This is a genomic window from Microtetraspora sp. AC03309 (assembly GCF_020826795.1).
GTDB lineage: Bacteria > Actinomycetota > Actinomycetes > Streptosporangiales > Streptosporangiaceae > Microtetraspora > Microtetraspora glauca.
The window spans coordinates 17,053-30,868 of sequence record NZ_JADDIL010000060.1 but is presented as its reverse complement, the minus strand read 5'-3'; the positions used below and the strand labels follow the sequence as shown (position 1 = coordinate 30,868).

Genomic DNA, 13,816 nt, shown 5'->3' with positions numbered 1-13,816 from the left:
AGAGTCCATGACCTCGTGATCCGAGGCGGACCGGCCACGCTGGGAGAGGACGGTGCGTCCAGCATCCCACAGCGCGGGTTCCGGCGGCCGCCGCGCCGGGCTGGCGAGTTCACCCGGCCGGGCGGGGTCGCCCGCCCGGGGGAAGGCCCCCAGATCCCGCGATGCGACCGACGTGTCCCCGACATGTCCATCTCTCCTCAGGTGCCCGTCTCGTCTCCCGATCCCCATTGATCGGGAGCTCCACGCCACCCACGATCCCGATACCACCTCAGAACGTCACACACGTCAACTTGACCACTCCGGCTCGGTGACCAGACTGTGACCAAACCACCGCCGATCGCGGGGCGTCTCACCGAGGGAGATCGAACCTCGGGGAGTGAATCATGATCGATCGGCGCGCCTTCCTCCGTGTCTCGGCGCTGGCCGGCACGGCCATCGCGTCGGGTACCGCCCTCGCGTCCGGCACGCCCGCCTGGGCGGGTCCGCGGCCGGCGGACTGGACGGCACTGGCCCGCGGGCTCGGCGGGCGGCTGGTCCGCCCCGGTGACGCGTCCTACGACGCCGCGCGCCTGGTGTTCAACACCGCCTTCGACTCCACGCGGCCCGCCGCCGTCGCCTACTGCCGGACCGCGGCGGACGTCGCCGAATGCCTGGGCTTCGCCCGGCGGTACGGCGTGGCGGTGACCTCGCGGTCGGGCGGCCACAGCTACGCGGGCTGGTCGACCGGCCCGGGGCTGGTCGTCGACGTGTCCCCGATGAGCTCGGTCCGGTACTCGGGCGGCCACGCGACGGTCGGCGCGGGCGCCCGGCTGGTCGACGTCTACTCCCAGCTCGGGAAGCACGGGGTCAGCATCCCCGCCGGATCATGCCCGACGGTCGGCGTCGCCGGGCTGACGCTGGGCGGCGGCATCGGCGTGGTCTCCCGGAAGTACGGCCTGACCTGCGACGTGCTGGAATCGGTGCGGATCGTGACGGCCGACGGGCGTGTCCTCACCTGCTCCGCCACGGAGAACCCCGACCTGTATTGGGCGTCCCGCGGTGGCGGCGGCGGCAACTTCGGCGTGGCGACCTCCTTCACGTTCCGGACCCACACCACCCGCGACGTCACCGTGTTCTTCCTGCACTGGCCCTGGAAGAAGGCGGCGGCGGCCGTCAGGGCGTGGCAGGCGTGGGCGCCGTACGCGCCGGACGCGATGTGGTCCAACCTGCACCTGAACCACGACCCCTCGCCCGACGTGCAGATCGGCGGGCTGTACGTGGGCGACAGGGCGGGCTGCGAGCGGCTTCTCGCCGATCTCGTCCACCGGGTGGGCGCGGACCCGTCGAGCCGGTGGATCAGCGCGTCGTCGTACGGCCACGCCATGATGATCATGGCGGGCTGCTCCACGCTGTCCGTGTCGCAGTGCCACCGCCCCGGCGCCCTGCCCGGCCAGACCGCGAACGGGCGGCTCGTACGCGACTCCTTCTCGGCCAAGTCGCACATGGCGTACACGCCGCTGTCCGCGGCGGGGATCAGCACGCTGATCGGGCAGGTGGCCGCGTCCGGGCGGCACTCCGTCCTCCTCGACGCCCTCGGCGGCGCGGTCGGCCGGGTCACGCCCGACGCCACCGCGTTCCCGCACCGCGAGGCCCTTTTCAGCGTGCAGTACTACGCGCACAGGGCGGGGGCGGCCGCGTGGACCCGGGCGGCCCACACGGCGATGCGGCCCCACTTCGGCGACCACGCGTACGTCAACTACATCGACCCGGAGCTGCCGGCGTGGCGGCGGCAGTACTACGGGGCCAACGCCGACCGGCTGGCCCGGGTCAAGGCCGCGTACGACCCCGGCCGCCTGTTCCGTCTCCCCCAGGGCGTCTGAGGGGCGTCACGCGTCGCGGCGGCGGAACATGACGGCCGCCGCGGCGAGGGGCACCACGATGTACGCGGCGAGCACCGTCGCCGCCCAGCCCGGCGACAGGACGGCGACCCGCGCCCACGGACCCACGTAGATCTCAGGCGACGACCAGCCCAGCGCGCCCGCGACCTGGTCGGGCAGGTTCGACAGCATCACCGCGGACAACCGCCTTCCCCACGGGTCCGGCAGGTACGTGATGAAGGCCGGGGCCACGAACAGCAGCACGACGACCGAGATGACCGCCCCGGCGGTGGACCGCGTCATCACCCCGAAGGCCAGCCCGATCAGAGCGAACGCCATCACCGAGAGACCCAGCAGGAGCAGTTGCGGCGTCTGGTGCCACAGGCCCGTGGTGTGGCCGGGGAAGGGGCGATCCCCCACGATCGCCCGGGTGACGAGAAACGTCGCGAACACCACCGCCTCCCCGGCGGCCAGCGCGACCGCGGCGACGACCCCGGCCTTGGCGGCCAGCACCGCACGCCTGGACGGCACCGCCACGAGGGTGGACCTGATCGTGCCCGTGGCGTACTCGGAGGTGACCGCCAGCACGCCGAGCACGCCCAGCGCGAGCTGAGTCACGGGAAGCGTGTACTCCTCCATCGGGATGGCGCCGAACCGCGCCCGCCGCTCGGGCGGCAGCTCGTCCCACACGACCACCCCCTGCCAGATGAACAGGGCCGCGAGGACCACGGCCACCGCCGCCACGGCGAGGATGTAGTACGTCGAGCGGACCGAGCGGATCTTCAGCCACTCGGCGGAGAGCGCCCCGGTCATCGGCCCGCCCCGAACTCCACGCTGCCGGCGGTGATCCGCAGATAGACGTCCTCCAGCGACGTCCCGTCCCGGGTCAGGTCGCGCGTCGAGGAGTCCGCGATCAGCCGTCCGCGACCGATGATCAGGAGATGGTCGGCGGTCAGCGCCATCTCGCTCATCAGGTGGCTGGACAGCAGGACGGTGCGGCCCTCGGCCGCGAGCGACCGCATCAGCTCGCGGATCCACCGGACACCCTCGGGGTCCAGGCCGTTGACCGGCTCGTCGAACAGGAGCACACCCGGATCTCCGAGCAGCGCGGCGGCGATCCCGAGCCGCTGCCTCATCCCGAGGGAGAAGCCCCCGACACGCTTCCGCGCGACGCCGGCGAGGCCCACCTCCTCCAGCAGGGCGACCACCCGGCGCGGCCGGATCCCGTTCGTGCGGGCCAGGCTGAGCAGGTGGTCGTACGCGCTGCGCCCGCCGTGCACCGCGCCCGCGTCCAGCAGCGCGCCCACGCGGTGCGCCGGCCGCCGGATCGTGGCGTAGCGGCGACCGTCGATGAGCGCCTCGCCGGAGGTCGGCGCGGCCAGGCCCAGGAGGACGCGCATGGTCGTCGACTTCCCCGCGCCGTTGGGACCGAGGAAGCCGGTGACCTGCCCCGGCCTCACCTGGAAGGACAGCCCGTCGACCGCGGTGGTGCCCCCGTAGCGTTTGACCAGATCTCTCACTTCGATCATGACTGCCACGGTCCCGTACGGAGCCGCTCCGGCACATCGGACCACGGGATGACAACCCACGGACGGAGGCGGCGCGGGCGCGGCGCGGGTACCGTCGGCGCGTGGACGATTCCCCCCAGGGCGCGGGGTTCGGGGGCGCGGGGCCCGGGAACGGGCCGTCGTTCTCCCGGCGCACGCTGATCGCGCTCGACTGCCTGGCCGCCATGGCGTACACGTGCGTGCTGCTCTCGCGGACGCTCGCCCCCGGGCAGGCGTACGTCCCCGGAGTCCCCATGTGGGTCGACGGGCTGATCGTGGCGGGGGTGGGGCTTCCTGTCGCGGTCCGGCGGCTGTGGCCGGTCCCGGTCTTCTGCGCCGTCCTGGCGTTGTCGCTGGCGGCGGTGTTCCTCGGGGTCATGCGGGACCCGTTCGTCGCCGCCTCCTACGCGCTGTACACCGTCGTGGCGGGCCGGCGAGCGGTCGGCCGGGTCGCGACGTCGGCCGTCGGCGTGCTCTCGGGGACGGGCTTCATCGGGCTGCTCACCCTCGGGGTGTCCCTGCCCGCGACACCCTCGTTGTGGATGAACCGCCTCGGCCTGATCCCCGTCGGCCTGGTGGCCATGGGCGGGACGTACACGATCGGCCGTGCCGTACGGGAGCGGCGGGCGTACGCGGCGCGCTGGGCCGAGCAGCTCGCGCGGCGCGCGGTGGCCGAGGAACGGCTGCGCGTCGCGCGCGAACTCCACGACATCGTCGCGCACAGCCTGAGCCTGATCGCGGTCAAGGCGGGCATCGCCCACCACGTCGCCGGGGCGCGGCCGGACGACACAGTGGAGGCGCTGCGCGTGATCGAGGCGACCAGCCGCGACGCGCTCACGGAGATGCGCCACATGCTCGGCGTCCTCCGCTCGGAGACCGACGTCGACCTCGCTCCCGCGCCGGGGCTCTCCGGGCTCCCCGCGTTGGCCGAGCGCGCCGCGCTGGCCGGGGTACACGTCGATCTGGACGTACGCGGCGCGGACGACCTGCCGGAGGGCGTCGAGCTGTCGATCTACCGGATCGCCCAGGAGTCCCTGACCAACGTGGTGAAGCACGCGGCCCCGGCCCGCTGCCGGGTGCGGATCGAGACCGACGGACGCGAGGCGCTGATCGAGGTGACCGACGACGGTCCCGGCCACCGCGTCCTCCCCCACACCGCGGGCCACGGCCTGACCGGGATGCGCGAGCGCGTCATGATGTACGGCGGAGCGTTCACGGCCGGGCCGCGGCGCGAAGGCGGGTTCGGCGTGTCCGCCCGCCTGCCGTACGAACCGCGTCACCTGATGATGGAGGAGTCGTGAGCGAGCCGGTGCGTGTGCTCATCGCGGACGACCAGGCCCTGCTGCGCGGCAGCTTCCGGCTCCTGGTCGAGACGGCGCCCGGCCTGACGGTGGTCGGCGAGGCGGGCACCGGCGCGGAGGCGGTGGACCTCGCGCGCGGCGAACACCCGGACGTGGTCCTCATGGACGTCCGGATGCCGGAGATGGACGGCATCGAGGCGACCCGCAGGATCTGCGGCTCACCGGAGACGGCCGGCGTGCGGGTGCTCATCCTCACGACGTTCGACCTGGACGCCTACGTGTACGGCGCGCTGCGCGCGGGGGCGAGCGGATTCCTGCTCAAGGACACGCCGCCGAAGGACCTGCTGGCCGCGATCGAGGTCGTCGCCGCGGGCGAGGCACTGCTCGCGCCCAGCGTGACCCGGCGGCTCATCGCCGAGTTCGCCCGCAGGCCGGAGCCCGCGCGGCCGCTCTCCCGCGTGCTCGACGGGGTGACGGAGCGTGAGCGCGAGGTGCTCGGGCTGATCGCCCACGGGTTGTCCAACACCGAGATCGCCGAGCATCTGCACCTCAGCATGGCCACGGTCAAGACCCATGTCGGCCGGCTGCTGACGAAGCTGAACGCGCGCGACCGCGCCCAGCTCGTCATCGTCGCCTACGAGACCGGTCTCAGATCCTGACGCTCAGCCGTACACCATGGCGAGATCAGCGAGGAGAATGCCCCGGTCCCCCGCCGCGGCGTCGGTGAGCGAGCGGTCGAACCCCGCGCCGCTGTAGAGGGCGAGCACGGTGTCCCGGGTGTCCAGCCCCCGGACGTGCAGCTGGTCCCTGGCCTGCTGGAGTCGTCCCAGATGCCGGAGCGTCATGACCTCGGACCACTTGGCCTCGCCCACCGAGAGCAGCCGTCGTCTGTGGACGCCGTCCTGGGGCCCGAGTGCGATCACGTCGACCTCGATGTTCCGCCCCCTGCCACTGCCCGGTGCGACGCCGGCGGCCACCTCGGACGGGAACTCGCCGGCCCACTCCACTCCCAGTGCGAACTGGCGGCAGATGTGCTCGAAGTGCGGCCCGAGCACCTGCGACGCGAACCTGGATCGGGCGCCGTTCCACACCTGGGCCGCGCGACCTCGTTCCAGCTGGCTCCACGAGGGCCTCATGATCGACTCGTAGAAGGTCACGAGCGGCTCGGCGACGCGATAGACGGACCCCTTCCGGATCGGATCGATCTCCTTCCTGATGAGCCGGCAGTCCTCCAGCACCGCGAGCGGATGCGCGATGTCGGTCGACTTTCGTTCCATGTGACCGGCGATGCCGCCGCGCGTGTTGTTCCCGGCGGCGATCGCGCCCAAGACAGCGTGGTACAGCGCCTCATCCCGTACCTCCATCTCGTTCGAGAGGAGGTAGCGGGCTTCGCGGAAAAGCGGCGACTCCGTGCTCAGGACCCTCCGGAGCACCCAGTCGTCGAACTCGTCCGGCCCCGAGGGTGACTCGCCGTCGACGAAGCGGGTCCGGTAGGCGGGAGTGCCGCCGGTGATCGCGTTCACCTGGATCGCGAGCCGCAGGTCGGAGATGCCCCAGAAACGTCGCGCCACGTGATAGTCGAAGGGATGCACCACGAGTTCAAGCGAGGCCCGTCCCCGCAGAGGAGCCTCACCCGCGAGCAGTCGCCCCATCACCGACATGGCGGACCCGGCGAGGATCAGGCGCACGCGGCTGCCTGCCGGACGGTTCGCCCCGCGCGCGTCGATCTCCCTTTGCAGGAGCGAGGGGATGGCACGATCCGCCTTCAGCAGGTACGGGAACTCGTCGATGATGATCAGCCGGTCCGTGCACCTGTCCAGGAGATAGCTGATGGCCTCGTCCCAGTTGGCGAACGCCAGCGTCCCTTCCACGCCGAGATAGCCCGCCACCGCGGTGCCGAACTGGCGCAGGGCGTCCACGGAAGTCGATTCGACCGCGACGAAATAGAAGCCGCCGAGCGCGTCCGCGAGGGCCTGGAGGAGGAAGGTCTTCCCCTGCCGGCGGCGTCCGCTCACGACGGCGAGGCGCATCTCGTCGCCTCGCGAGGTCGCGAACCGTGTCAGCGCGGCCCACTCGCGCTCACGGTCGAAGACGTACTCCGGCTTGGGCACCACAGCGCACCCTCCTTATAAGTGTACTTCTAAGAAGTCTACTTCTTAGAAGTACACTTATAAGGAAACTCGAGTCCGTTGGTCAGAGTTCGGGGACGAAGTGGCCGAGGACCTCCGGGTTGGCCATGGCGTCGGGGTTGGCGGCCTTCTCGACGGGGGTGCCGAGCAGGATCTTGCGCACCGGGACCTCGAGCTTCTTGCCCGACAGGGTCCTCGGGATGCCGGGGACCCGGTGGAACTCGTCTGGCACGTGGCGGGGGGACAGCTCGGTCCGCAGCGCCGTACGCAGCCGGGCGACCAGTTCGTCGGACAGCTCCGCACCGGGCACGAGGGTGACGTAGAGCAGCAGGCGGCCGTCCTGGCCGAGCTGGCCGGTGTCGATCACGAGGCTGTCCTCGATCTCCTCGAACCTCTCGACGACCCGGTAGAACTCGCTCGTTCCCATGCGGACGCCGCCGCGGTTGAGCGTGGAGTCGGACCGGCCGTAGATCACGCATCCGCCGTCGGGCAGAATCTTGATCCAGTCCCCGTGCCGCCAGACGCCCGGGTAGTCGGCGAAGTACGACTCCCGGTAGCGGTCGCCGGACGGGTCGTTCCAGAACATGACCGGCATCGAGGGCATGGGCGCGGTCACCACCAGCTCGCCCACCTCGCCGATCACGGGCTCCCCGGCCGGGTCGAAGGACTCCACGCGGGCACCCAGGCAGCGGCACGGGATCACACCGGCCCTGATCGGCAGCAGCGGCACCGCGCCGACGAAGCCCGTGCACACGTCCGTGCCGCCGGAGAACGAGCCGAGCTGCACGTCGGGCTTCACGTCGGAGTAGATCCAGGCGAAGCCCTCGGGCGGCAGGGGCGACCCCGTCGAGCCGATCCCGCGCAGCCGGTCCAGCCCGGACGGCCGTACTCCCGCCTTCATCGACGCCACGATGTACGGCGCGCCGGTCCCGAAGTAGGTGACCCCCTCCTGGGCGGCCAGCTCCCACAGGGCTCCGGTGTCCGGGTGGGCGGCGCTTCCGTCGTACAGCACGACGGTGGACCCCACGAGCAGGCCGCCGATGAGGAAGTTCCACATCATCCAGCCGGTGGTGGTGTACCAGAAGAACACGTCGCCCTCGCCCAGATCCTGGTGGAAGCTGAGCGCCTTCAGGTGTTCGAGCACGATGCCGCCGTGGCCGTGCACGATCGGCTTGGGCAACCCGGTGGTGCCCGAGGAGTAGAGCACCCAGAGCGGGTGGCCGAAGGGGACCCGATCGAACTCCGGCTCCGCCGCCTCGGCCCGCAGTTCCTCCCAGCCCAGCTCGGCGGCGGCGGTACCGTCTCGCTCCGCGCCCGTGGTGGAGCCGATCCACACGGTCGCGGCCAGGCTCGGCAGCTTCGCGGCGATGTCGCGCACGACGTCCGCGCGGCCGAACACCTTGCCGTTGTAGCGGTAGCCGTCGACGGCGACGAGCACCTTCGGCTCGATCTGGGTGAACCGGTCGATGACGCTGGGCGCCCCGAAGTCGGGCGAGCAGGACGACCAGATCGCGCCCAGCGAGGCCGTGGCGAGGAACGCGATCAGCGCTTCGGGGATGTTCGGCACATATCCGGCGACGCGGTCACCGCGCCGCACTCCGAGCCGGGCGAGACCGGCGCGGACCCGGCCCACCTCGGCGCGCAGCTCACCCAGCGTGTACGTCCGCCTGTTTCCGGATTCATCACGAAATATCACGGCAAGGCGGTCGGGATCGCCGCGCAGCGCGTTCTCCGCGTAGTTGAGGGTCGTGCCCTCGAACCAGGTGACGTCCGGCATCGTCCCGCGGAGGACGGGCCCGTCCCCACGGTCGCCCAGCACGTCGAAATAGTCCCAGATCGACGTCCAGAACTCGGCCGGCGAATCGACCGACCAGTTCCACACGTCCTGGTAGTCACCCGGTCTCCCCAGCCACTCGGTGTAGCGGGTGATCCTGGCGTCGCGCACAACCTCCGCGGTGGGTTCCCACAGCAGAGCACCTTCCTCAACCATGCACCCCATCTTGACGAGACGGGCGCGGCGTGTCACCACCTCCACCCACATACGGAGAGGCCGTCATATGGTGCCCGTCCCCACGAACGGCGCGCGCAGGTGATCGACCGCGACACGGGCGGCCGAGCCGATGGCCGCGTCCGCCCTCGGCTGGTTCTGCGCGGTGCCGATCGACCGGGTGAAGACGGCGATGGCGTAGCGGCCGCCGTCGGGGTACTCGATCACCCCCACCTCGTTCCGGATCGTCGGCAGCGTGCCCGTCTTGCCGCTGACCGCCACGTCGTCGTACGGGAAGCCGGAGGCGAGCCGGTGCGGCCACACCTGGAGCCCCATCAGCCGTCGTACGGCCGAGCACGACTCGGGCCCGGCGGCCTCGTCCCGCCAGATCAGGCCGAGCAGCCGGGTCATGTCCCGGGGGGTGCTGCGGCTGGTCCGCGCCGGATCCAGCACGCGCAGCCGGGCGATCACGCCGGGGTCCGTGGTCATCTGGGACAGCTCGGCCATGTCCGCGGCGCCGGCGTCCTCCCGCATGGCCGTGAACAGCTCGGCGCACGAGTGCTCCACCCTCGTTCTGGCCAGGCCGAGGTCCGCGAGCACGGCGTTGACCTCGTCCAGCCCGACCCGTGCGAGCAGCGCGTCCGCCGAGGTGTTGTCGCTCACGCTGATCATGAGATAGGCGAGGTCCCTGAGGGACGCCGTCACCTCGTCCAGCATGGCCGACAGGCCCGTGCCGCCCCCGGGACGCCCCTCCGCCGGGACGGTGATCCGCTCCCCCGGGTCCAGCAGCCCGCGCTCGGCCTTGCGGTGGAACGCGACCAGCAGCGGCACCTTGAACACCGAGGCCAGCACGACGGGCTCGTCGGCGCCCAGCCCGACCTCGCGGCCGGTGTCGATGTCCACCGCGTGCAGCCGTCCGGTGACCCCCGCCGTACGGAAGATCTGTTCGAGCTGTCTCATGCGAGGAACCCCGTGGCGGGGCGGGGGGCAACCCATTGTCGCGGGGATGCGCCTTCGTCGGGCATGCCCGCATCCTCCCGCAGAACGCGGGTGGTCAACTCGGCGAATCCGGCGACGTGCTCGGACGGCTCCCCGCGCCAGGCGGTGGAGATCCGCCAGGACAGAGGGGTGCCGGCCAGCGGGCGCCAGACGACCCCGGGCACGTCGGCCCGGTGTCCGAGTGCGACGGCGGTGCCGGCGAGGACCAGCCCGATCATGAACTGGCCGTGGACGGCGTGCCTGACCTCAGCGGGGACGAAGCCGTGGCGCCGGCAGCCGGCGAGGGTCTCGTCGTGCAGGCCGGGCTCCAGCGCGCGCGGCGGCAGCACGAGCTCGCGTCCCGCCAGGTCGGCCAGGTGCACCGTCGCGAGGGTCGCCAGCTCGTCCTCCTCACGTAGCAGGACCCCCGGATGCTGAACCAGGATGGGACCGAAGCCGAGCCCTGCGGCCATCACGGGATGCCGTAGGACGCCCAGGTCGAGCTCGCCCCCCAGCAGGGCGTCCACCTGGTCCGAGGTGCCCATCTCGGTGGGCGTCAGCCGTACATCCGGGTGCCCGGCGCGGAACCGGGCGATCAGGGCGGCGAGCACGGAGGCGCCCAGGTCGGGTGGTACGGCGGCGCGCAGGCTCGCCGTGTCCCCCCGCACCGTCCTGGCCATCAGCTCCCTGATCCGCTCGGCCCTCTCCACGAGCTCACGCGCCTCGGGCAGCAGCACCCGCCCGGCGTCGGTGAGCCGGACCTGGCGGCTGGTCCGGTCGAACAGCCGCACGCCCAGCTCGTCTTCCAGCCGCTTCACCCGCTGGCTGAGTGGCGGCTGCGCCATGCCGAGTCGAGCCGCCGCGTTGCCGAAGTGCAGCTCTTCGGCGATCACCACGAAGTACCGCAGGTGCCGAACGAGGTCCATGAGCAGCAATGATACGCAAATAGATATCACTTTGAGCCTGATATCCGTATTGGACATGAATGCCCGCCATCTGCTCCCCTGTGCAAGCACGACACGCAAGGGGGAGAAATGCCGGAAATTTCGTATCACGCGAAGAAGCGGCGGCGCAGGTGGCCGCTCGTGGCGGCCGCCGTACTGGTGCCGGTCGTGGCGGCGGGGGGCACGGTCTGGGCGCTGCGCACCCAGGGATCTCCGGAGGAGACCGCGGCGGACTTCCTCTCCGCGTGGTCCAGGTCCGACTACGCGGCGATGCGGGCGCTGACCGCCGACCCGCCCGCCGACTTCCAACGCGTCTACGACCGGTTCCGCGGCGATCTGAAAGTGACGTCCGCCCGCTTCACCCCGAAGGCGGGCGAGAGCGGGGACGCGGTCAGGACGGTCCGGTTCCGCGCGGCGCTCGACGCCGCGGTGGACTTCTCCTACGACGGCGAACTGCGCCTCGTGGAACGCGACCGCGCCTGGCGGGTCGCCTGGACGTCGGCCGCCGTCCATCCGCGGCTCGGTGACGGCGCCAGATTCAGGGTCACCACGGCGAAGCCGGAGCTGGCCCCCGTCACCGCGGCAGACGGCACCAGGATCGACACCGAGACCGCGCCCGGCTCGGTCCAGCAGCTCGTCGAGGCGCTCAAGGAGCAGTACCGCTCCCGCCTCACGGGCACCACGTCCACCCGCGTCGAACTGGTCGGCGCGGACGGCGCGGCCGACACGATCGCCACCACGGAGAAGTCGGCGGGCAAGGCGCTGACCACCACGATCGACCTGGGCGTCCACCAGGCGGGGGCCCAGGCGCTGGAGGGCGTGTCCAAGCCCGCGTCCCTCGTCGCGCTGCGCCCCTCGACCGGAGAGGTCCTCGCCGTGGTGAACAAGCCGGGCGGCTTCAACCGCGCCCTGCTCGGCACGTACCCGCCCGGATCGACCTTCAAGGTGGTGACCGCGTCGGCGCTCGTGGCCGACGGCATGAGCGCCACGCAGACCGTGAAGTGCCCGGCGGAGCAGACGATCGGCGGCTTCACCTTCCACAACTCGCACCACGAGGAGTTCGGCGCGCTCCCACTGCGGGACGCCTTCGCCCACTCGTGCAACACCACGTTCGGCGACCTCGCGGTGAACCGGCTCGGCGGGGCGCGGATGAGCGCGGTCGCGTCGAGCTTCGGCTTCGGTCAGCCGATCCAGCCCGGGGTGCCCGCCGTGCGCGCCCAGTTCCCCGCCCCGGAGGGCGACACCGACCTCGCCTCGGCCGCGATCGGGCAGGGCAGGGTGCTGGCCAGCCCGCTCAACATGGCGGCCGTCGCCGCGGCCATCGCGGACGGCACCTGGCGCCCGCCGCGGCTCGTCCCCGCCGGCCTGGTCCCTCCGGGTGGCTCGACGCCCAAGAAGCTGGAACCGGGAGTGGTGACGGCCCTGCGCCGGCTCATGCCCGCGGTGGTCACCGAGGGCACCGCACGGGGCGTCGCCTTCCCGGCCGGTACGGCGGGCAAGACGGGAACCGCCGAGTACGGCTCGGGCGAGGAGCCGCCGACGCACTCGTGGTTCATCGGCTACCGGGGTGACCTGGCGTTCGCCGTCATCGTGGAGGGCGCGGGCATGGGGGCCGCCGTGGCGGCGCCCGTCGCGGCCCGCTTCCTGAACGGCCTCACCGCCCGGTGAGGCGCGCGACGGCCGCCACCACCTCCGACGCGTTGGCCAGGTCGGGAAGGACGATGTCCGCCCCCTCCTCGCGGAGCTCGGCGGCCGTCGACCGGCCCGACGCGATCGCGATCATGGCCGCGCCGCCGATGCGGGCCGCCTGGACGTCGCGCGTGGAGTCGCCGATCAGCACGGTGTTCGCGGAGGTGAACGCCCCGCCGTACCGCGCCTTGGCGCGGCCCTGCGCCACCTGGAGCAGCGTGGCCTTGGGATAGACCTCCTCGCCGTAGCCCCCGACCTCGAAGTCCATCGTCTTGTCCAGCCCGAACGCCTTGAGCTTGTGGACCGCGTTGCTCCTGATCGTCCCGGTGAGTACGGACTGGACGACGCCGCCGAGCCGGGACACCGCCTTGAGCGCGTCCTTGGCTCCGGGCATGGCCCGGCCGTCGGAGGTCAGCCGCTTGCGCTTGTCGGCGAAGCAGACCGCCAGCGCGTCGAGGAACTTCGGCAGGTGGTAGTCCTCCACCGCGATGCCGTTGACGGCCAGCGTCTCGAAGACGATCTCGGAGTCGGGGCGGCCCATCGCCGGAGCCAGCTTCACCAGCGGCCGCCCGGTGACCATGCGGAACGCGTCGGCGTAGGCGTCCCTGGTGACGATGGTGACGTCGACCAGGGTGAGATCGACGTTCCAGAGAACGAGGCGGTTGATCACACGCCCAAGAGTACGGCTCCCGGGTACGCCATCGGACTTTCTACCCCGAATGGCGATATCTCCGGGCACCCGGTACCGATCAGATCAGGTCGAGGGCGTTCACCAGCGAGTCGACGACGGGAACGCCGACCTGCTCCAGATCCACACGGCTCGTCATGCCGCCCGTGTAGAGGATCGCCCGCGCGCCGACGTGCTGCGCGGCGTGCGCGTCGTCGACGCTGTCACCGATCACCACGACGTTCTCCGGGTCCAGGCCGAGCGCGAGGATGTGCACGGCCATGTGCTCGGCCTTCGGACCGCCCGAGGCGCTGCGCAGGCCGTCGACGCGGGCGAAGTGCCGGGCGATGCCGAGCTCGTTCACCTTGGGCACCAGGCGCTCGTGGCCCCACATGGACAGCAGCGACTGCGTCCGCCCCGCCTGCTCCCAGGACTGGAGGCTGGACAGGGCGCCCTCGGCGAGCTCACAGGCCAGCATCAGGCGGTGGTAGTGATCGTGGAAGCCCTCGTCGAGCCGCTCCCACTCGCCGTCGTGGAGCGACCTGCCGAGCATGCGCTCGTACGCGACCCAGATGGGCCGCGTGTAGACGGCGCGGAAGCCGTCCGGGTCGAAGGGGCCGACGCCGTACGGCCGGAAGACTTCGTTCGTCGCACCCACCACGGCATCGATGTCGTGGAACAGAGTGCCGTTCCAGTCCCAAACAATGTGTGTCATATC

At 71.6% G+C, this 13,816-nt stretch carries 12 protein-coding genes; 4 read left to right on the top strand and 8 right to left on the bottom strand.

Going from position 1 to position 13,816, the window contains the following annotated elements:
• The first annotated feature begins 383 nt into the window (after positions 1-383).
• Positions 384-1,859 carry an FAD-binding oxidoreductase gene (locus IMZ11_RS29880; RefSeq protein ID WP_228645771.1) on the top strand — a complete coding sequence of 492 codons (1,476 nt, stop codon included), beginning with the start codon at positions 384-386 and terminating at the stop codon, positions 1,857-1,859.
• A 6-nt stretch (positions 1,860-1,865) separates the two neighbouring features.
• On the opposite strand, the gene IMZ11_RS29875 is transcribed toward IMZ11_RS29880, so the two are convergent.
• A complete protein-coding gene (locus IMZ11_RS29875; protein WP_228645770.1) occupies positions 1,866-2,669 on the bottom strand; it encodes an ABC transporter permease in 804 nt (267 codons plus the stop codon).
• Positions 2,666-3,385, bottom strand: coding sequence for an ABC transporter ATP-binding protein (locus tag IMZ11_RS29870; RefSeq protein ID WP_228645769.1), 720 nt, complete (start codon positions 3,383-3,385; stop codon positions 2,666-2,668). Before IMZ11_RS29870 ends, IMZ11_RS29875 begins: the two co-directional genes overlap by 4 nt.
• Before the next feature lie 101 nt (positions 3,386-3,486).
• Here IMZ11_RS29870 and IMZ11_RS46390 point away from each other — a divergent pair, with 101 nt between their 5' ends.
• Positions 3,487-4,704, top strand: a complete 1,218-nt coding sequence (locus IMZ11_RS46390; protein WP_228645768.1) for a sensor histidine kinase — start codon at positions 3,487-3,489, stop codon at positions 4,702-4,704.
• Positions 4,701-5,363 (top strand): response regulator transcription factor, encoded by a 663-nt coding sequence (locus IMZ11_RS29860; protein ID WP_228645767.1) that lies wholly within the window; start codon positions 4,701-4,703, stop codon positions 5,361-5,363. Before IMZ11_RS46390 ends, IMZ11_RS29860 begins: the two co-directional genes overlap by 4 nt.
• A 3-nt stretch (positions 5,364-5,366) precedes the next feature.
• Here the strand turns inward: IMZ11_RS29860 and IMZ11_RS29855 are convergent, their stop codons facing one another.
• From IMZ11_RS29855 to IMZ11_RS29840, 4 genes are all read right to left on the bottom strand, one after another.
• Positions 5,367-6,818 (bottom strand): ATP-binding protein, encoded by a 1,452-nt coding sequence (locus IMZ11_RS29855; protein WP_228645766.1) that lies wholly within the window; start codon positions 6,816-6,818, stop codon positions 5,367-5,369.
• A gap of 79 nt (positions 6,819-6,897) precedes the next feature.
• On the bottom strand, positions 6,898-8,823 hold the full coding sequence (locus tag IMZ11_RS29850) for an acetoacetate--CoA ligase (protein ID WP_228645765.1): 1,926 nt from the start codon (positions 8,821-8,823) through the stop codon (positions 6,898-6,900).
• 63 nt (positions 8,824-8,886) lie between these two features.
• On the bottom strand, positions 8,887-9,780 hold the full coding sequence (locus tag IMZ11_RS29845) for a serine hydrolase (protein ID WP_228645764.1): 894 nt from the start codon (positions 9,778-9,780) through the stop codon (positions 8,887-8,889).
• Complete coding sequence (locus tag IMZ11_RS29840) at positions 9,777-10,724, bottom strand: LysR substrate-binding domain-containing protein (protein WP_228645763.1); 948 nt, start codon at positions 10,722-10,724, stop codon at positions 9,777-9,779. The genes IMZ11_RS29845 and IMZ11_RS29840 overlap by 4 nt, the downstream gene beginning before the upstream one ends.
• 108 nt (positions 10,725-10,832) lie before the next feature.
• Here IMZ11_RS29840 and IMZ11_RS29835 point away from each other — a divergent pair, with 108 nt between their 5' ends.
• Positions 10,833-12,410, top strand: coding sequence for a penicillin-binding transpeptidase domain-containing protein (locus tag IMZ11_RS29835; RefSeq protein WP_228645762.1), 1,578 nt, complete (start codon positions 10,833-10,835; stop codon positions 12,408-12,410).
• On the opposite strand, the gene IMZ11_RS29830 is transcribed toward IMZ11_RS29835, so the two are convergent.
• Together IMZ11_RS29830 and IMZ11_RS29825 are read right to left on the bottom strand one after the other, a co-directional pair.
• Entirely contained in the window at positions 12,397-13,098 is a 702-nt protein-coding gene (locus tag IMZ11_RS29830) for an HAD family hydrolase (protein WP_061253713.1), read from the bottom strand. The genes IMZ11_RS29835 and IMZ11_RS29830 overlap by 14 nt on opposite strands.
• An 82-nt stretch (positions 13,099-13,180) precedes the next feature.
• Entirely contained in the window at positions 13,181-13,813 is a 633-nt protein-coding gene (locus IMZ11_RS29825; protein ID WP_228645761.1) for an HAD family hydrolase, read from the bottom strand.
• Between the last annotated feature and the right edge of the window lie 3 nt (positions 13,814-13,816).

Bases quoted from the DNA above. Each gene is read 5' to 3' on its own strand.
- IMZ11_RS29880 (WP_228645771.1), top strand. From the start codon at position 384: ATGATCGATCGGCGCGCCTTCCTCCGTGTCTCGGCGCTGGCCGGCACG.
- IMZ11_RS29875 (WP_228645770.1), bottom strand. From the start codon at position 2,669: ATGACCGGGGCGCTCTCCGCCGAGTGGCTGAAGATCCGCTCGGTCCGC.
- IMZ11_RS29870 (WP_228645769.1), bottom strand. From the start codon at position 3,385: ATGATCGAAGTGAGAGATCTGGTCAAACGCTACGGGGGCACCACCGCG.
- IMZ11_RS29850 (WP_228645765.1), bottom strand. From the start codon at position 8,823: ATGGTTGAGGAAGGTGCTCTGCTGTGGGAACCCACCGCGGAGGTTGTG.
- IMZ11_RS29845 (WP_228645764.1), bottom strand. From the start codon at position 9,780: ATGAGACAGCTCGAACAGATCTTCCGTACGGCGGGGGTCACCGGACGG.
- IMZ11_RS29840 (WP_228645763.1), bottom strand. From the start codon at position 10,724: ATGGACCTCGTTCGGCACCTGCGGTACTTCGTGGTGATCGCCGAAGAG.
- IMZ11_RS29835 (WP_228645762.1), top strand. From the start codon at position 10,833: ATGCCGGAAATTTCGTATCACGCGAAGAAGCGGCGGCGCAGGTGGCCG.
- IMZ11_RS29825 (WP_228645761.1), bottom strand. From the start codon at position 13,813: ATGACACACATTGTTTGGGACTGGAACGGCACTCTGTTCCACGACATC.